The sequence below is a fragment of the Polaromonas sp. P2_G11 genome, from assembly GCF_056403595.1.
This window is the reverse complement of the sequence record NZ_JBFUFE010000005.1, coordinates 43,170-60,165: the sequence shown is the minus strand read 5'-3', so window position 1 is coordinate 60,165 and position 16,996 is coordinate 43,170. Positions and strand designations below refer to the sequence as shown.

Sequence of the window (16,996 nt, the reverse complement as noted above, 5' to 3'; positions counted from 1 at the left end):
GCACCGGATGTGGCGTCCCCAAGCCGGCCGCCTCAGCGCGCCGGGAAGGTCGGGGCCAGTTCCCGGAATTTTTCGACCTGCCACGCGAACTCCCCTTCAAAAGCCGACGGGTCGTTGACCGCGTAGCCGCCGTAGCCATAGACGGCGGCATAAGCCGCGTAGCCGGCCGCATCCAGGGCCCGGCCAGCCAGTGCATTGGCCACGGCGTAGGTGGCAGAGACGGCTGCGTGGGCCGCACCGTCAATGGAATTGGATCCTCTGTGGCTGTTGGCCACCGCGGCGACTTCCTGCGCCGCCTGCGCCAGGGCGGGCCTTTCCAGTTTGCCGTCAACGAAAGCCTGAAGCTGTGCCAGGCAATCAACGGCCCTGGGGTCTTCCAGCAAATGCTGCACGCGGCTGGCACACGCCAGGCCAAAGGCCAGCCGGAAGGCTTCCTGACCCGGTTCATCAAGATGGATGCTGGCCGCCAGGCGCGAGAGCTCGTGGTTCATGGCAATTGTTTCGAGGTGCGGGTATTTTGCGGGACTGCCGGACTGAATTTTCGGGGCAAGAGCAGGGCCGCCAGGTATTGCTGGCGTTTCGCAATTTCCAGCACGAGCAGCGGCAACGCGACACCCGCAGCCAGGCTTGCCGCTCCAACGAGGTAGTCGTTGTGGCTGAAGCGGGAAAGCAGCAGGAAGGCCCGCCCCTGCGCGACGGGATGAAACACCAGGATGAGCAGGCTGCCGGAGCCGATGTAGGTCAATGGGCGCTGCAGCCGCGGATACCGCGCCAGCAGTGCAGAGATGCAAAGCACCATATAAATGCCCAGCGCGGCCTGCAGTGTCGCGATGAGCGGCTCGCCGTAGATGCGCAGATTCAGGTCCATGGTCTCGTTGAAGTGGTAGTGCAGCGCCGCAAAGGCAATGGCCGCGGCAAGCAGCCTGATGGCGTTGAATTTCACGGCCATGACCTGTTCGCGCAGCAGAAACCCGAGCAGCAGGCAGGCCGAGCTGATGAAGGTCAGATCAAGGCTCCAGGGCAACCCCGGCCAGCGGGCAAGGCCCATGAAATGCAGGCTGGCCGTGTCGATTTGCCAGAAGCTCCCAACCCAGCGGATGCCCGCGGCCAGCAGCATCGAGGCGGCCAGAAAAACCCAGCGTGCGCGGCGTTTGGCGGCCCTGGTGGCGCGCAGGATGGCCATGGCCGCCACCGACGCGACAAAGAGGTGCGGCAAAAACCAGAGCGGTGCCCACGCAATGGTGGGCGCGGTGGCATACAGGACGCCGAAAAAATAATCAGAGGCGCTTGTGTCGGCGGTAGGAACCATGCCAGGGTCAAGCGCCATCAGGATGCCGACCAGCGCCAGCACGACAAAGTAGGGCTTGAGAAGCGCGTCGGCCCGCGACAGCGCAAACTTGCGCAAGGAATCGGAATCTTTCAGGAACAGGCCGGAGAGGAAAAAGAACAGCGGCAGGTGAAACGCGTAAATCACCCGGAAAAGTTCGCCCTTGTTTTCCAGTACCAGGCTGTTGTGGCCAAGCACCACCAGGATGATTCCGATGCCCCTGGCGATGTCGACGGTGGCGTTGCGGTGCGTGTGTGTCATGGTGTGGATCAATCCGAAAATGACGGCCTCAGACCAGGCGCCTGATCGATTTTTTCTTCCAGACCAGCCGGTAATAAGCCGTCTGCAGACCCAGCATGGCGATGAAGGTGACCGGATAGGCCACCCAGATGCCGTTGATGCCGATGCGGTGGCTCATGAACCAGGCGACGGGCACCTCCACCAGCGCGATGCAGAAGATGGCGATGCCGGTGGGCACCAGTACCGAGCCGCTGGCGCGCATGATGCCCGAGAGCACCGTGGCCATGCCAAAGATGACGCTGCTCCATAGCATGATGTGCAGCAGCGTTTGTGCCACCTCAATCACCGGTTCGCTGGTGATGAAAAAGCCCATCAGGTGGCGCGAGAACAAATAGCCCAGCAGCACGAGTGAGCCGGTCAGCACCAGGTTCATCAGCAAACCGGTGCGCACGATGGTGCCCAGCTTGTCGGTGCGGCCCGCGCCGATCGCCTGCGCGCCCAGGATGGAAGCGGTGATGGCAATCGAAATCGCCGGGAACTGCACATACGCCACCACCTGGTTGACGGCGCCGTAGGCCGCTGTGGCGTTGGAGCCATAGCTGTTGACCAGCGAGAGCAGGGCGACTTCAGCCAGCGCAATGACAATCATCTGCACGCCGGTAGGCACGCCGATCTTGAGCACGGTTTTGAGGATGGGGCCGTTGATGCGCATGTGGCGTACAAATTCCGCATCAGGTGCCAAGGGACTGTGGATGCGCCGCAGCCTGAAGGCCAGCCAGGCCGTGGCCGTCACCATCGACAGCACCGAAGCCACTGCACCGCTGGCCACCCCCAGCTGCGGCAGGCCGAACCAGCCGCGGATCAGCGCCGGTGTGACGGCGAGGCCGACCACGGTTGAAATGCCCAGCGTGTAGAGCGGATTGACCGTATCGCCCACGCCGCGCAGCATGGCGGTGGCCAGCAGGTAGACGAAGAGGCCGGGCCCTGCAATCATCATGATGCGGGCATAGAGCGTGGCGTCCGGCAGGATGTCGGCCGGTGTGCCCAGTGCCCTGAGCAAGGGCCCGGTAAAGATACCGCCGAACAGCGCGACGAGCAAACCAAAAATCAGGCCGACGCTGAGGGTGGTGCCCGCAATTGCCTTGACCTTGCCGGTGTCGCGCGCTCCCCAGGCCTGGCCGATCAGCACGGAGGCGCCTGCGCCCAGGCCGATGGTGAAGGCAATGAAGAAAAACAGGATGGGGAAAAAGCTGGACACGGCCGCCAATGCGCCGACGCCAATCATCTGGCCGACGTACACGTTGTTCAGCGTGCCCGACAGCGACTGCAGGATGTTGCTGAGCAGCATGGGGCCGAGGAAGGCGGCAAAGGTCTTCCACATCGGCACCCCGTCGCTCAATGCGGGGCGGCCGTGCGAAGCGGGTTTCGCCGCCGCGGGCTGTGTTGCCAGCGGCGGGACCGGATCTGCTACGGAAATCGGTGGCGCCGCGATTTCGCCCGCCGTGCGCACGTCGCCCTCACGCACTTCGGTTTCAAGCCGGTGATCAAGGGCGGAAAGATCCGGCGGCTTCATGCGGCGCTCCAACTGGCTGCGGCCAGTGCCGCCAGGTAGGTTCGCACGTCCTCAGGCCAGGGCTCGACCAGGGTAGCAAAACGCAGTCGGTCGCCGGCAAACAGGGCGCGGGTGGCTTCTTCGAAGCCGGGCAGGTCGCCCGCGATTTCCGCCATGAAGCGGTAAGCGGCTTCGCGGGAGACCCGTACCGCGTCGCGTGCCTCGTTGGCCTTGCTCGCCTCTTCCACCAGCTTGCGCAGCGCAACCGAAGCACCGCCGGATTGGCGGCTCAGCCATTCCCAGTGCCGCGGCAGCAAGGTGACTTCACGTGCAACCACCCCCAGACGGGGGCGCCCGACAGAACGCGCCACGGGTGCTTCGGGTTCGGCGGCGGGAAGGTCGGGCGGCGTGTCGTCGGGCGCATCCACGGCGTCGGGCCGCAGGTCAAGGTCCAGGCGTTCCCCGTTGGCATCGTTGAATATGCGAAGCAGGATGTCGGCCGGCTGGGGCGTAGCGCGCAACTGCGCGAGCAGCTCGCGGCGAGGGCCCGAGGCAATGCGCTGGAAACCGGCGAAGGCCGTCAGGGTGCGGGGCGTGGCGATCATGGTAGAGGTCATAAAGTCATTTACGGTTAATTTTGTCCGGGTCAAATGAGGAGTTTATATCATCCGGGTATAAATGATCAAGTTTTGGCTGAAAAATGCGTAAATGCCTGTAAATCGGGTTCTATAGCTAATTAATGATCTAACTAGTCTATTTAATATTCTTTTGAGTTTGGGGAAAGCTCGGCTAAATTCGCGTCCTGTTCAAAAAAGAGCCTCACACGTTTTCACAAGAACCGTGAGGGGCGACAAGGTTTAGCGAATTTTCATGATCGAGCTCAAAGGTATTTTTCAAACCTACAAGGGCCCCAGCGGCCCGGTCGAAGCACTGCGGGGCGTCGACCTTCACATCAACCCGGGCGAGGTCTACGGCATCATCGGCCGCAGTGGTGCGGGCAAAAGCTCGCTGGTGCGCGTGGTCAACCTGCTGAACCGGCCGACGGCCGGCCAGGTTTTGGTGGGCGGCCGGGAACTGACTTCGCTGAACGGCGAAGCACTGCGTGTAGCCCGGCGCGACATCGGCATCATCTTTCAGCATTTCAATCTGCTGTCGTCACGCACGGTGTACGGCAACGTGGCCTTGCCGCTGGAGATTGCGGGTTTGTCGGCAGCCGACATCAAGGCGCGAGTTGAACCGCTGCTGGACCTGGTCGGCCTGAGCACGCTGGCGGACCGGTACCCGGCGCAGATCAGCGGCGGGCAAAAGCAGCGTGTGGGCATTGCGCGCGCGCTGGCCAACCGGCCCAAGGTGTTGCTGTCGGATGAAGCTACTTCGGCGCTGGACCCCGAAACCACGCGCTCCATCCTCGGCCTGCTGCGCCAGATCAACAAGGAATTCGGCCTCACCATCGTGCTGATCACGCACCAGATGCAGGTGATCAAACAGGTGGCCGACCGCGTGGCGGTGATTGACGCCGGCCGCATTGTCGAAAGCGGCCCGGTGATTGATGTTTTTACCCGGCCCCAGCACGACACCACACGCAGCCTGATCGCCGAGATCGTGCCGCAGGATTTGCCCGACAGCGTGCTGGCGCGCATACGCACCCTGATGAGCGCCGAGCACCCTGAAGAAGGGCAGCTTTTGCGGCTGGCATTTGCGGGCGATGAGTCGGATCGGCCTTTGCTGTCAGACGTGATTCGCCGTTTCGGCATTGATCTGTCCATCGTGCACGGGCAGGTGGATGAGATTCAGGGCAAGCCTTTCGGCTCGCTGGCAGTGTTTGCGCGCGGCGCACGCGAGCAGCTCAACGCGGCGGTGGCGCATTTGCGCGGCGCAGGCGTGCATGTAGACCAGGTCGGCGGTGAGCTGGCCGTGGGCGGGAGGATTTAAGCCGTGTTCAGCAACTTTTCACAAGCCCTGCTCGAGCTCTTTGTCAGCTCGCTGTGGGAAACCATCGTCATGGTGGGCATCTCGGGCGCGGTGGGCGCGCTCATCGGCATTCCACTCGGGGTGTTTTTGCGGCTGACAGACGAGGGCGGCGTGTTGCAGAACGCGGGCGTGAACCGCGTCGTCGGCGGCCTTGTCAATGCGGTGCGTTCCACGCCTTTCATCATTTTGCTGGTGGCCATCATTCCGCTGACGCGCTTCATCACCGGCTCGTCCATCGGCACGGCGGCGGCCGTGGTGCCGCTCACCATCGCGGCGGCGCCGTTCATTGCACGTCTGGTGGAAACCTCGCTGCGCGAAGTCGACCACGGGCTGATCGAAGCCGCGCTGGCCATGGGTGCGACCACACGGCAGATCGTCTTCAAGGTGCTGCTGCCCGAGGCGCTGCCCGGCATCGTCGCGGGCCTGACCATCACCTTCGTGAGCCTCACGGGTTACTCGGCCATGGCCGGCGCCATTGGCGGCGGCGGGTTGGGGGACCTGGGCATCCGCTACGGCTACCAGCGCTTTTTGCCGGAAGTGATGCTGGCCGTGGTGCTGGTGCTCATCCTGTTTGTGCAGGCGGTGCAAAGCCTGGGCGACTGGGCTGTGCGCAGGTTGAGCCACAGATGAGCGAGGCCTTCACCTCCTATCAACAGCGATGTTGACTCCCTGAGTTCCTCCCTCCCCCACTGGGGGAGGGCAGGAGTGGGGGCCAGCGGCGGTCGAAAGGCTGCCCGGCTTGCAGAGGCCGCCGGCCCTCACCCTAACCCTCTCCCAGGGGGAGAGGGAACAAAACGACACAACAACTTTCAATTTATCCAAAGGAAACACCATGAACAAACGCACCCTCATCCAGTCCGCCGTCGCACTCGCGCTGACCGCCTCCCTCTCCGGCGCCGTGCTGGCGCAAGACAAGCCGCTGAAGATCGGCGTCACCGCCGGCCCGCACGCGCAGATTTTTGAGCAGGTCAAAAAGATCGCCGAAAAAGACGGCCTGAAGATCCAGATCGTCGAGTTCAGCGACTACATCCAGCCCAACGCCGCGCTGGCCGCCGGCGACCTGGACGGCAACAGCTACCAGCACAAGCCTTTCCTCGACCAGCAGGTCAAGGACCGCGGCTACAAGATCGTCAACGTCGGCTACACCGTCAACTTCCCGATCGGCCTCTATTCCAAGAAGGTCAAGAGCCTGGCCGAGTTGAAGGAGGGCGCGCGCTTCGGCATTCCCAATGACCCGACCAACGGCGGCCGTGTGCTGCTGGTGCTACAGGACAAGGGTCTGATCAAGCTCAAGCCCGAAGCAGGCCTGAAGGCCACGCCGCTCGACGTGATCGAGAACCCGAAGAAGCTGAAGTTTGTGGAGCTCGACGCCGCCCAGCTGCCGCGTTCACTGGACGACCTGGACGCCTCGGCCGTCAACACCAACTACGCGCTCTCCGCCGGGCTGAACCCCAAGGACGCGATTGCTCAGGAAGCCGCCAAGTCACCGTATGTGAATCTGCTCGCCGTGCGTGAGCAAGACAAGGACAAGCCCTGGGTGGCCAAGCTGGTCAAGGCCTACCACTCGGAAGAAATCCGCAAGTACGTGCAGGCCGAGTTCAAGGGCGCTGTGCTTCCCGGGTTCTGATCGAAATCCGGACGGAGCCTGAAGCATGAGCCGGTTGCTGACCCTTCCCAATGCCGGCGCCTTGTCGATTCGCGCCAAGGCGCTGGTGTTCGAAGACCCCGGCTCGCTGGCCTTGCTGGAGCGCGTCGACCAGGTCGCGCCGACCGAAGCCACGGTCCTGATCATTGGCGAGACCGGTACCGGCAAGGAATTGCTGGCGCGCCGGATCCACCAGGGCAGCGGGCGCAGCGGGCCTTTTGTGGCGGTGAACTGCGGCGCTTTCAGCGAATCGCTGATCGATGCCGAACTGTTTGGCCATGAAACCGGCGCTTTCACCGGCGCTGCGCACGCCCGCGCCGGCTGGTTTGAGGCAGCCGACGGTGGCACGCTGTTCCTTGACGAAATTGGTGACCTGTCGCTGAGCCTGCAAGTCAAGTTGCTGCGCGTGCTGCAAGAGCGCCAGGTGGTGCGCATCGGTTCGCGCAAGCCGATTGCGCTGGACGTGCGCCTGATTGCGGCAACCAACGTCGACCTGCGCGACGCGGTGAACGCCAGCCACTTTCGCGCCGACCTTTACTACCGCCTGAGTGTTGCCACGCTGGAGCTGCGCCCGCTGTATGAGCGGCCCGGCGACATCCTGCCGCTGGCGCGACATTTCCTGGCGAGCTACGCCGCGCGCCTGGGCATCAAGGGTGCAAGCCTTTCGCCCGAGGCAGAGCAGGCCCTGCTGGCCCACGACTGGCCCGGCAATATCCGCGAGCTGGAAAACGTCATCCACTACGCGCTCATCGTGGCGCCGGCGGCAACGCTGCATGTCGCGGACCTGCAGGGCATTCACCGCTCTGCACGCATGGCGTCCCGCGCGGCCCCTGCCGCATTGCCGGCACCTGCTTCCGTAGCAGAGGTTTCAACAGAAGCGACGCAGGGTGCTGCACCCGACAGTTTGCGCGAGGTGCTGCTGCAACGCATGAACCAGGCCGAACCTGAACTGTTTGACACCGTCGAGGCCACCCTGGTGAAGACGGCGTTCGAGTTCTGCCATGGCAACCAGGTGCAGACAGCGCATCTGCTGGGCCTTTCGCGCAACGTGCTGCGCACCCTGCTCAAGCGCCATGGCTTGCTCGAACGGTCTGCACACGCCGGAGATGCTGAAGAGAGCAATTCCGCCTTCGTGTCGCTGTAGCCGAAAAGGCCATGCTGCATTCACAGCAGCTGTTGAACACTTTCCCGCACCGCGTCCTGCCCAGCTGCTTCGATCGCAGCAAGAGGGCGGAAAAACGCCTTCCAATGTCCGGTTTTCACTGGCACAAGTCATGCGTAGAAGCTTGTCAGCGTCATTTCTGTCGCCCGTTTTATCAACGACACAAGGAGCTTCTTCATGACAACATTGCCCGTGGATATTCACCCGGTCGCCGGCCGCATTGGCGCCGAGGTGCGCGGCCTGCGCCTGTCTGCCGACCTGCCAGGCGCCACCATCACTGCGCTGAACCAGGCGCTGCTCAAGCACAAGGTGCTGTTCTTTCGCGGCCAGCAGCATCTGGACGATGCATCGCAGGAGGCGTTTGCCAAACGCCTGGGCGAGCCGGTGCCGCACCCCACGGTGCCGGTGCGCCAGGGCACGGGTTTCATCCTTGAGCTGGACTCGGAACACGGCGGGCGTGCCAACTCCTGGCACACCGACGTGACCTTCGCCGTGGCCCCGCCCAAGATATCGGTGCTGCGCGGCGTGGTGATCCCACCCGCCGGCGGCGACACGGTGTGGGCCAACACGGCGCTGGCTTACCAGGGCCTGCCGCCCGCGCTGCGCGAGCTGGCCGAAAAGCTCTGGGTGATTCATGGCAACGATTACGACTACGCCGCCTCACGCAGCGAAGACGAAGTGTCGAGCGAAGGCCTGCGGCATTACCGCGAGGTTTTCACCCGCACATTGCATGAAGCCGAGCACCCGGTGGTGCGCGTACACCCCGAAACCCGCGAGCGCACACTGGTGCTCGGCCATTTCGCGAAAAAGCTGGTGGGTTATTCCAGCACCGATTCACAGCACCTGTTGTCGGTGCTGCAAAGCCATGTGACGCGTCTTGAGAACACCGTGCGCTGGCGCTGGATCCAGGGCGATGTGGTGATCTGGGACAACCGCGCCACGCAGCACTACGCCATCAACGACTACGGCGACCAGAAGCGCATCGTGCGCCGCGTCACGCTGGCCGGCGACGTGCCGATCAGCGTGGACGGCCGCCGCTCACGCGTGCATGGTGGCCAGGCGCAGCCACCGAAGGTCACCCAACCGGTGGTGCCTGCCGAGGCCGTGGCTGCCTGATGGATTGATCTTTCGTGTGGCATGGCCGTGCTGCCAGTGCGGCCGGCCATTTTTGCCGGCTTCGCGCCGGCTTTTTTGTGCTTTCGAGCAAAAAAATGGCCGTCTTGATGCATTTTGAGCAATAAAAATGGCCGCTAGGCCAATGAAAATGCGCGCCACCAGCTATCAAATAAATAGCATATGGTGGCGATGGGTTGAGGCTCAGGCTCTCTGCAGCAGGTGGTAGCTGTGGTCGTCCGAAGCGGTCGACTTGCGGCCACCGCCCCAGCCGACGGCTTTGCGGTAGCTGCCGAGCAGGGCGCCGTGGCGCAAGGCTTCTTCATTCACCTGCACGGACTCATCGGCGCTGGGAGCGACAAACAGCGCGTCTTCCGGGCAGTACAGCTCGCACATGAAACAGGTCTGGCAGTCACCCTGGCGCGCGATGACCGGTGGGCCGCCGGGCACGGCGTCGAACACGTTGGTGGGGCAGGCCGTCACGCAGATGTTGCAGCCGGTGCACTGCGAAGCGCTGATGAGCTCGATCATGCGACCACTTCCTGGCTGACCCGGATTTCGTCGAGCCCGTTGCTGATGAGGCGGTGCCGTTGCGTGGGGTCGGGCGCGGCGTGCTCCTGGCGCCGGTGCATGCCCCGCGTTTCGTTGCGGGCCAGGGCGCTGCGGTACATCCAGCGCGAATGGGCCAGCAGCGCGGCGGCTTCGCGTGTGCGAACCGCCTGTTGCCTGTCGGCCGGTGCGGCCTGGCGCAGGCGCAGCCACAACGCGTCGAGCCGCGACAGAGAATCTTCCAGCACGCCGCCGCTGCGGAACCAGTTGCGCTCATAAGGAAACACTTCGGCCTGCACGGCCCGGATCAGGACTTCGCTGTCGGTGTGTTCGCTGCCCGTGCCCTGCAGGCCCACGCCGCCGGCGCGCAGCACCGCGCGTGCGGCGCTATGCGGGTTTGAGCGCGCGAAACCCGCTGCACCCGCGCCGGCCCAGAACCCGGACGACAAGGCCCAGGCCGCGTTGTGGCTGCCGCCGCCGGTAAAGGCGCCGCAGATCAGCTCACGCGTGGCAGCATCACCGGCGGCATACAGGCCGGGCACAGAGGTTGCGCAGTCGCGGCCCGTAATGCGCAGGCCGCCGGTGCCGCGCACGGTGCCTTCCAGCCGCAAGGTCACGGGAAAGCGCTGGGTGAAAGGGTCTATGCCTGCGCGGTCGAAGGGCAAAAAGAAGTTGGGCTGGGCGGTGCGCATCCAGGCTTTCACCTGGTCGTCGGCTTTATCCAAACGGCCGAACACACGCTGGGTCTGCAATGTTTTGGCAATCAGGCTGCGGCCAAAAGCCGAGCCGGCGCCTTCAATCACGCTGCCGTCTTCGTAGTAGAAGGTGGCCCACTGGTAGAACAGCGACTTGGTGACCGAGGCAAATGCCGCACCCAGTCCGTAGGCGTTGGAAAACTCCATGCCCGAAAAATCGGCACCCACCTCGGCGGCCATCAGGTGGCCGTCGCCGGTCAGCACGTTGCAGCCCAGCGCGCGGCTTAAGAAAGCGCAGCCGCCGGTGGCGATCACGACAGCACCAGCGCGCACCACCCAGGGCTCCAGCGTCTGGCGCTGCTGGCCGGTGGCGCCGCAGACCGTGCCTTCCTCGTCTACCAGCAGCTCCAGTGCCGGGCTGTGGTCGAGGATGCGCACGCCTGCCTCCTTGGCGCGCTTGCGCATCAGGCGCATGTACTCGGGGCCTTGCAGCGAGGTGCGGCGCTGCTCGCCGTCTTCGCCGATCGGGAAAGGGTAGCCCCATTCGGCCAGCTGCTGCATGTTGGCGTAGGTCTGCTCAAGCACGCGGTCCATCCACGCGTGTTCGGCCAGTTGCCCGCCTTTGTCGTAACGGCTGGCTTTGGCGTCTTCGCGCTGCGTGCCTTGCGGCTCCACGTACCAGACGCCTGTGCCCGAAGGCGCCGTGGCGCCCGAGGTGCCGCAGTAGCCCTTGTCGGCCAGCACCACCTTGGCGCCCTGTGCTGCGGCGCTGATGGCGGCCCAGGTTCCGGCGGGGCCGCCGCCTATGACCAGCACGTCGGCATCGTGCTGCCGGGCGCCGGCCGCGTTCGCGAGGGCGGTGAAGTTGAGGTCGCGGCTTCCCATCACGCCACCTTTTGGGCCTTGACGGCGAACTGGTTGACGGGCCGGTCCAGGCCGAGGTTTTCGCGCAGCGTGCTGCCTTCGTATTCGGTGCGGAAAATACCGCGGCGCTGCAGCTCTGGGATCACCAGGTCCACAAAATCGTTGAGCGACTCGGGCAGCACCGGCGGCATCACGTTGAAGCCGTCGGCGGCGCCGTTTTCAAACCACTCCTGGATCTTGTCCGCGATGGTCTCTGGTGTGCCCACTACCACCCAGTGGCCGCGTGCACCCGCCAGGTATTCATACAGCTGGCGCACGGTGAGCTTGTCGCGCCGCGCCAGCTCCAGCACCACGTGAGCGCGGCTGTTCTGGCCCTTGGGCGGTTCGGGAATGTAGGGCGGCGGGGCGTCCAGGTCCCACTTCGTGAGGTCTTCGCCGGGCCAGAATTGAGCAATGGTGTTCAACCCCACTGAAGGGTGAATGAGCTTTTGCAGCTCGGCCCACTTGGCTTCAGCTTCGGCCTGCGTGCGGCCGATCACGGGCGAGATGCCAGGCAGGATCAGCAGCTGTTCAGGCCGGCGGCCGTATTTGGCCAGGCGGCCTTTCACGTCGCGGTAGAAGGCCTGCGCTTCGGCCAGGCTGGTCCAGGCGGTGAAGATCGCTTCGGCGGTGGCCGCCGCCAGTTCGCGCCCGGGCTCGGACGAGCCGGCCTGCACAATGACCGGGTAGCCTTGCGGCGGCCGCTCCAGGTTGAGTGGGCCCTGCACCTTGAAGTATTTGCCGCTGTGGTTGATCTCGTGCAGCTTGGCCGGGTCAAAGTAGCGGCCTGTTTCGGGGTTGCGGATGAAGGCGTCGTCTTCGAAGCTGTCCCACAGGCCCTTCACCACGTCGATGAACTCATGGGCCTGCTCATAGCGCACCTCGGGGTCGGGGTGCTTGTCGAGCCCGAAATTGCCATAAACATTGTCGGCGCCGGTGGTCACGACATTCCAGGCCGCGCGACCTTTGCTGATGTGGTCCAGCGAGGCGAACTTGCGTGCCAGCAGGAAGGGGTCTTCGTAAGTGGTGGAAGCTGTTGCCACAAAGCCGATGTGTTTCGTCACGGCCGACAGGGCCGCCCACAAAGTGACCGGTTCGAAATAGGACATGCGGCCCTGCCGGCTGAAGGCTTCGTCGGTGCCGTGGAATGCGACGCCCGGGCTGTCGGCCACAAACACCTGGTCGAACAGGCCGCGCTCGGCGGTTTTGGCGACCTCGATGTAGTGGTCGATGTTGACGCCTGAATCAACCTGGGAACCAGGATGCCGCCAGGCCGCGATATGGTGGCCTGTGGCCATGATGAATGCGCCCAGGCGAAGTTTGCGTTGAGTCATGAGGGATTTCTTTCTTTGGTAATGGGGTCAGCTGTGCGAGGAAACCGGTTTCCACGCTGTGAAGTGGCGCTCCAGCGCCTGCAGTGCGAAGTTGAGCGTGACCCCGATGGCAGTGATGGCGATGATCCCGAAGTACATGTCGGCGATCAAAAAGCTGAACTGGGCGTAAATGATCAGGTAGCCCAGCCCGGCCTTGGCACCCACCATCTCGGCGGCAATCAGCACCAGCATGGCGGAGGCCGCAGCCAGGCGTATGCCCACAAAGATGGTCGGCACGGAAGCCGGCAGGATGACTTTCAGGAACAACTGGCGCGGTGTCACGCCCATGGTGCGGGCCGACTTCACGAGCAGTGGATCCACCTGCCGCACGGCCGAGATGGTGTTGAGCAACAGGGGCCAGGCGCACGAATACACCACGATGGAAACCTTGGACACCTCGCCAATGCCCAGCAGCAGCAGGAACACCGGCAGCAATGCCAGCGGTGCCGTGTTGCGCAGCAGCTCAATCAGCGGGTTGAGTGTGTTGCCCAGGCGCCGGTACCAGCCGATGGCCAGCCCCAGCGGAATGGCGAACACGATGGCCAGCAGCAAGCCGCCAAGCGAACGGGCCAGGCTGATGGAGGTGTGTTCCCACAGCTGGCCGTTCAGTGCCAATGCCCAGCCGGCGGCAAGCACCTCGCTGAGCGGCGGCAGGAAGGTCGGGTCGGTGAGGCCCAGGCGCGGCGCCAGTTCCCACAGCAGGGCCAGCGCCACGATCAGGCCGGAGCGCCAGGTGGCATTGGCAACTTGCGCCTGCAGGCGCTTCCAGAGCGGCGGCGTGTGAAGGGCCAGGGGTGCGGCGCCCGCGTTCAGGGCAATGTCAGACATGGGCAATTTCCTTGAGGATGGGTTGTGAGGAAATACGGGCGCGGCGTTCGCGGCGGGCAGATGCCACCTCGTCATGCAGCTGCGACCAGATCTCGTGGCGCAGCTCGCCGAACAGCGGCAGCGAGCGCACGTCGTCGGTGCCGCTGCGCAAGGATTCGGGGATGTCCACTATCTGCTTGATGCGGCCCGGCCGGGTCGTCATGATGGCCACGCGCTGGCCCAGCACCACGGCTTCGTCGATGCCGTGCGTGATGAACACAATCGTCTTGCCGGTGCGTTGCCAGATTTCGACCAGCTCTTCCTGCAGCGTTTCGCGTGTCTGCGCATCGAGCGCGGCAAAGGGCTCGTCCATCAGCAGCACTTGCGGCTCGTAGGCCAGGCTGCGCGCAATGGCCACACGCTGTTTCATGCCGCCGGAGAGTTCATGCGGAAAGCGGTTGGAAAAATCGGTCAGGCCCACCAGCTCCAGGTAGTGCGCGGCCTTCTCGCGCCGGGCGCGTTTGCCCTCGCCTGCCACCTCCAGGCCAAAGGCCACGTTGTCCAGCGCGCTGAGCCAGGGGAAGAGGGCGTACTGCTGGAACACCACACCGCGGTCGCGCGCCGGGCCGGTCACGGGCTGGCCGTCAATCAGCACGCGGCCGCTGGTGGGCAGTGCCAGGCCGGCCAGCAGGTCGAGCAGGGTGGACTTGCCGCAGCCGCTGGGCCCGACCAGCACCAGGAACTCGCCGGGGCGCACGTCAAGCGTCACGTCATGCACGGCAACAAATCGTTTGGCGGCGCCGCCGTCGTCCGCGCGAACGGTGAACTCCTTGCTGACGTTTTCAAAGCGGATTTTTGCGGCGCTCATTTGGCGGCCGCCAGTTTTTCGCCGCTGTTGGCGTAGGGGTTGAAAGCGTTGGTGTACAGGTCAGTGGGCTTGACCTGGCCGGGCTTGAGCAAACCATCCTTGACCAGCCAGTCGATCCAGATCTGCAGCTCCTTGTCCTTGATCACGCCTCCGGTTCCCGCCACGCCGGTACTTTTCCAGTACTGGATGGTGTCTGTGCTTTCGGCGCGCTTGCGGCCGTCAATGATCTTGACGAAGCGCGCCCGCACCTCGGCTGGCGGTGTGTTGCGCGCCCATTCGATGGAACGCGCCAGCGCCGACACCAAATGGCGGCTGGTGTTGGGGTTCTGTTCGATGAACTTGTTGTGCAGAACGATCGAGCCCGCCGTGAAGTTGCCATACAGGTCGCGGTCTGTGAACAGCGGGCGTATGCCGCCGCGCTCCCGCGCCTTGTCGCGCAGCACACCGCCTAGGGTGGTGACTTCGACCTGGCCCTGGCGCAGTACCTGTTCACCGGTGACCGGCGGCGTTACGACCAGCGTCACCTGTTTGGCTTCCGCTTCGCTGAGCCTGGCGCGTTCCAGGTATTCGCGGACCATGAACTCGTGGTGTGCGCCCAGCGTGTTCACCGCGACTTTTTTGCCGATCAGGTCGCGTGCGGATTTGATCGGGCTGTCTTCCTTGACGTAGTAGCCGGTCCAGGTGTTTTCATCCACACCGTAGTAGCCCAGCACCGCCTTGATAGGCGCTTTCTTGGCCAGCAACTTCACGACTGCGCCGTTGAAGGCGCCACCCAGGTCGACATCGCCAGTGACCACGCTCTGGATGTCTTGCGGGCCGCTGATGGTGTTGCCCACCCATTTGGCCTTGAGCGGCGCAAGGTAACCCAGGTCTTCGGCCAGCTCGATCCAGGTGACCTGGCCGGCCCAGCCCTGGTAGCGGATTTCGGACTTTTCAAGCGGGGGAGCGGCATGGCCTTGAGTGGACAGGAGGCCAAACGACAAAGCTGTGAGACCGAGGAAGCGAGTGATATTCATGGCGTGAGGAGTGAGTGGTTGACGGGCTCAACATCGCAGCATCCATGCCAGTGATTTCGGACTGATTCAGGGGTGATTTCGGGGTTTTCAGGGCGTCCGGGTGGCTTTGTTGCTGCATCCCGGGCAGTCGGCTGTTGAGGTGCTGTCTGGTTTTGCGCAGAAGCGGCCTGGCGTGTTGACGGGAAGCGGGCAGCGCTGCGGAACCTTGGGGTATTTCTGTCCTGAAGTCCTACAGCGCGCGGCGGTGAATTGATTTAAAACCGGGAATGCCTTTTGCGCATTCGCGCATTCGCTGATCAAACCCTTTCATTCCCACCTTTCTGGAGAACCCCATGGCTCAATACAACATCGCTGTCATCGTCGGCAGCATCCGCAAGGATTCGTTCAACAAAAAACTCGCCGGCGCGCTTGAAAAGCTGTTTCCCGCAGACTTCAGCTTTACCCATGTGCGCATTGACGACCTGCCGCCTTACAACCAGGACGATGACGGGAATCCGTCCGCAGAGGTGAAGCGGCTCAAGGGCGAGATCAAGGCGGCGCAGGGCCTGCTGTTTGTCACGCCTGAATACAACCGCTCGATTCCAGGTGTGCTGAAAAATGCCATTGACCATGCCTCACGCCCTTATGGCCAGAGCGCCTGGGATGGCAAGCCTGCCGGGGTGATCGGGGCATCGGTTGGTGCGATTGGTACTGCGCTTGCCCAGCAGCATCTGCGCAATACCCTGGCTTACCTGAATGTGCCTACGCTGGGGCAGCCTGAGGCTTTTGTCCACAACAAGGACGGTTTGTACGACGCTGATGGCAGCATCAGTGAAGGCAGCCGCAAGTTTTTGCAGGGGTGGGTGGATGCTTATGTGGGGTGGGTTAAGAAGCACGCCTGAGCTTGCGTTTCCCGTTGCTGCTCTTGTTCGGCGGCTACGCTTTTTGCTGAGAGTGGTTGGCCGGGGGTTGCCCGGCATGCAACTCACTTTCTTTTGCTTCGCCAAAAGAAAGTAAGCAAAGGTCACGTAGTGGGGATTCGCTCACTTCGCGAAGCGAAGTTACGCGAATACCAAAAGGCGACCCTGCTGTCTGCGTCCCTTCGCTTCGCTACGGGCAGCCTGCGGTGCTCGGTCCAGCCGGGGTCAAAAACAACTCGCCTTCGGCTCAAACAAGTTTTTGCCCTGATCCGTCTGGCCCTGCGCTCCTCGGCGCATACAGAAGGGGTGGGGTCAAGGAGTATGTGACCGAACCCATGAGCCTGAACATCCGGGAAGAGCCATGACTTGGCGGGATGAAGTGGGACGAGCCCAACGAAATCGGGCCTCTCGGGACAATTTGGGCAACTCGGACTGTAGAGCCTGCGGACGCGGTAAAACCGGGCCATACGGGCTTTCTTGCTATCTGGGCAGGCACCTGCACCGAATGGCCTCGGAATACCCGTATGGCGCGCCGCCACAGGGAAATTGGGCTCCTCCACCTACCATCTGCCGCCGGCCGGCATGCATTGAAGTCGGACATTGGCGTTCGAGTTCAACGTCCGAGTTGCCTAAGTGCATGATTTATATGGCCTCACAACGATACGGACGCGACGGCTAAATTTTTAAACTCGGGCGAATTTTGCTGTCGTTTTAAGCAAAAGTCGAACAGTAACTCGAACGTTCGAAGGCGTTTAAAGCCCCCTTTTTAGGTCGCGGTTTTTACTTTTCCCGCCATCCTGCTAAACTGAAATTAAGGCGCCCGCCGGAGTTTCAAGCGGCTCAAAAAAGGCACAGTTCGCATTGCAATAACCTGTG

At 63.2% G+C, this 16,996-nt stretch carries 16 protein-coding genes; 6 read left to right on the top strand and 10 right to left on the bottom strand.

All coding sequences use genetic code 11. The annotated features are described in order from the left end of the window. Positions 1-32: 32 nt before the first annotated feature. From AC1DWQ_RS17640 to AC1DWQ_RS17625, 4 genes are all read right to left on the bottom strand, one after another. The gene (locus AC1DWQ_RS17640) at positions 33-491 is read right to left on the bottom strand and encodes a putative immunity protein (RefSeq protein ID WP_477670801.1); all 459 of its coding nucleotides are present in this window, start codon (positions 489-491) and stop codon (positions 33-35) included. Next, positions 488-1,588 carry an acyltransferase family protein gene (locus tag AC1DWQ_RS17635; RefSeq protein ID WP_477670800.1) on the bottom strand — a complete coding sequence of 367 codons (1,101 nt, stop codon included), beginning with the start codon at positions 1,586-1,588 and terminating at the stop codon, positions 488-490. Before AC1DWQ_RS17635 ends, AC1DWQ_RS17640 begins: the two co-directional genes overlap by 4 nt. A gap of 28 nt (positions 1,589-1,616) precedes the next feature. Next, entirely contained in the window at positions 1,617-2,948 is a 1,332-nt protein-coding gene (locus AC1DWQ_RS17630; protein ID WP_477671212.1) for an MATE family efflux transporter, read from the bottom strand. Between the two features lie 188 nt (positions 2,949-3,136). Continuing rightward, positions 3,137-3,736: a DUF2239 family protein gene (locus AC1DWQ_RS17625; RefSeq protein ID WP_477670799.1), complete on the bottom strand. Its 600-nt coding sequence runs from the start codon at positions 3,734-3,736 to the stop codon at positions 3,137-3,139. 253 nt (positions 3,737-3,989) lie between these two features. Between AC1DWQ_RS17625 and AC1DWQ_RS17620 the strand changes: the two genes are divergently transcribed. The 5 genes from AC1DWQ_RS17620 to AC1DWQ_RS17600 all read left to right on the top strand — a co-directional run bounded on the left by AC1DWQ_RS17620 (position 3,990) and on the right by AC1DWQ_RS17600 (position 9,013). Next, positions 3,990-5,051, top strand: coding sequence for a methionine ABC transporter ATP-binding protein (locus tag AC1DWQ_RS17620; protein WP_477670798.1), 1,062 nt, complete (start codon positions 3,990-3,992; stop codon positions 5,049-5,051). A 3-nt stretch (positions 5,052-5,054) separates the two neighbouring features. Continuing rightward, positions 5,055-5,720: a methionine ABC transporter permease gene (locus AC1DWQ_RS17615; RefSeq protein ID WP_457278549.1), complete on the top strand. Its 666-nt coding sequence runs from the start codon at positions 5,055-5,057 to the stop codon at positions 5,718-5,720. A gap of 202 nt (positions 5,721-5,922) precedes the next feature. After that, positions 5,923-6,717 (top strand): MetQ/NlpA family ABC transporter substrate-binding protein, encoded by a 795-nt coding sequence (locus AC1DWQ_RS17610; RefSeq protein ID WP_477670797.1) that lies wholly within the window; start codon positions 5,923-5,925, stop codon positions 6,715-6,717. Positions 6,718-6,742: 25 nt separating this feature from the next. Beyond that, entirely contained in the window at positions 6,743-7,879 is a 1,137-nt protein-coding gene (locus AC1DWQ_RS17605; protein WP_477670796.1) for a sigma-54 interaction domain-containing protein, read from the top strand. A 195-nt stretch (positions 7,880-8,074) separates the two neighbouring features. Beyond that, positions 8,075-9,013 (top strand): TauD/TfdA dioxygenase family protein, encoded by a 939-nt coding sequence (locus AC1DWQ_RS17600; protein WP_477670795.1) that lies wholly within the window; start codon positions 8,075-8,077, stop codon positions 9,011-9,013. Positions 9,014-9,214: 201 nt separating this feature from the next. Here the strand turns inward: AC1DWQ_RS17600 and AC1DWQ_RS17595 are convergent, their stop codons facing one another. Genes AC1DWQ_RS17595 through AC1DWQ_RS17570 form a run of 6 tightly spaced genes read right to left on the bottom strand, consistent with a single transcriptional unit; the run spans position 9,215 to position 15,221 of the window. Next, positions 9,215-9,541, bottom strand: coding sequence for a 4Fe-4S binding protein (locus tag AC1DWQ_RS17595; RefSeq protein ID WP_477670794.1), 327 nt, complete (start codon positions 9,539-9,541; stop codon positions 9,215-9,217). After that, positions 9,538-11,139: an FAD-binding protein gene (locus tag AC1DWQ_RS17590; RefSeq protein ID WP_477670793.1), complete on the bottom strand. Its 1,602-nt coding sequence runs from the start codon at positions 11,137-11,139 to the stop codon at positions 9,538-9,540. Before AC1DWQ_RS17590 ends, AC1DWQ_RS17595 begins: the two co-directional genes overlap by 4 nt. After that, positions 11,139-12,491, bottom strand: a complete 1,353-nt coding sequence (locus tag AC1DWQ_RS17585) for an LLM class flavin-dependent oxidoreductase (protein ID WP_477670792.1) — start codon at positions 12,489-12,491, stop codon at positions 11,139-11,141. The genes AC1DWQ_RS17590 and AC1DWQ_RS17585 overlap by 1 nt, the downstream gene beginning before the upstream one ends. Positions 12,492-12,518: 27 nt before the next feature. Further along, positions 12,519-13,358: an ABC transporter permease gene (locus tag AC1DWQ_RS17580; RefSeq protein ID WP_477670791.1), complete on the bottom strand. Its 840-nt coding sequence runs from the start codon at positions 13,356-13,358 to the stop codon at positions 12,519-12,521. Beyond that, complete coding sequence (locus AC1DWQ_RS17575) at positions 13,351-14,205, bottom strand: ABC transporter ATP-binding protein (protein ID WP_477670790.1); 855 nt, start codon at positions 14,203-14,205, stop codon at positions 13,351-13,353. Before AC1DWQ_RS17575 ends, AC1DWQ_RS17580 begins: the two co-directional genes overlap by 8 nt. Next, on the bottom strand, positions 14,202-15,221 hold the full coding sequence (locus tag AC1DWQ_RS17570) for an ABC transporter substrate-binding protein (RefSeq protein ID WP_477670789.1): 1,020 nt from the start codon (positions 15,219-15,221) through the stop codon (positions 14,202-14,204). Before AC1DWQ_RS17570 ends, AC1DWQ_RS17575 begins: the two co-directional genes overlap by 4 nt. Positions 15,222-15,553: 332 nt before the next feature. On the opposite strand from AC1DWQ_RS17570, the gene AC1DWQ_RS17565 reads away from it, so the two are divergent. Further along, on the top strand, positions 15,554-16,102 hold the full coding sequence (locus AC1DWQ_RS17565) for an NADPH-dependent FMN reductase (RefSeq protein WP_477670788.1): 549 nt from the start codon (positions 15,554-15,556) through the stop codon (positions 16,100-16,102). Positions 16,103-16,996: the final 894 nt, after the last annotated feature.

Excerpts from the sequence above, each read along its gene's own strand:
- AC1DWQ_RS17640 (WP_477670801.1), bottom strand. The coding sequence starts at position 491 with ATGAACCACGAGCTCTCGCGCCTGGCGGCCAGCATCCATCTTGATGAA.
- AC1DWQ_RS17635 (WP_477670800.1), bottom strand. The coding sequence starts at position 1,588 with ATGACACACACGCACCGCAACGCCACCGTCGACATCGCCAGGGGCATC.
- AC1DWQ_RS17630 (WP_477671212.1), bottom strand. The coding sequence starts at position 2,948 with ATGTGGAAGACCTTTGCCGCCTTCCTCGGCCCCATGCTGCTCAGCAAC.
- AC1DWQ_RS17625 (WP_477670799.1), bottom strand. The coding sequence starts at position 3,736 with ATGACCTCTACCATGATCGCCACGCCCCGCACCCTGACGGCCTTCGCC.
- AC1DWQ_RS17620 (WP_477670798.1), top strand. The coding sequence starts at position 3,990 with ATGATCGAGCTCAAAGGTATTTTTCAAACCTACAAGGGCCCCAGCGGC.
- AC1DWQ_RS17610 (WP_477670797.1), top strand. The coding sequence starts at position 5,923 with ATGAACAAACGCACCCTCATCCAGTCCGCCGTCGCACTCGCGCTGACC.
- AC1DWQ_RS17605 (WP_477670796.1), top strand. The coding sequence starts at position 6,743 with ATGAGCCGGTTGCTGACCCTTCCCAATGCCGGCGCCTTGTCGATTCGC.
- AC1DWQ_RS17600 (WP_477670795.1), top strand. The coding sequence starts at position 8,075 with ATGACAACATTGCCCGTGGATATTCACCCGGTCGCCGGCCGCATTGGC.
- AC1DWQ_RS17595 (WP_477670794.1), bottom strand. The coding sequence starts at position 9,541 with ATGATCGAGCTCATCAGCGCTTCGCAGTGCACCGGCTGCAACATCTGC.
- AC1DWQ_RS17590 (WP_477670793.1), bottom strand. The coding sequence starts at position 11,139 with ATGGGAAGCCGCGACCTCAACTTCACCGCCCTCGCGAACGCGGCCGGC.
- AC1DWQ_RS17585 (WP_477670792.1), bottom strand. The coding sequence starts at position 12,491 with ATGACTCAACGCAAACTTCGCCTGGGCGCATTCATCATGGCCACAGGC.
- AC1DWQ_RS17580 (WP_477670791.1), bottom strand. The coding sequence starts at position 13,358 with ATGTCTGACATTGCCCTGAACGCGGGCGCCGCACCCCTGGCCCTTCAC.
- AC1DWQ_RS17575 (WP_477670790.1), bottom strand. The coding sequence starts at position 14,205 with ATGAGCGCCGCAAAAATCCGCTTTGAAAACGTCAGCAAGGAGTTCACC.
- AC1DWQ_RS17570 (WP_477670789.1), bottom strand. The coding sequence starts at position 15,221 with ATGAATATCACTCGCTTCCTCGGTCTCACAGCTTTGTCGTTTGGCCTC.
- AC1DWQ_RS17565 (WP_477670788.1), top strand. The coding sequence starts at position 15,554 with ATGGCTCAATACAACATCGCTGTCATCGTCGGCAGCATCCGCAAGGAT.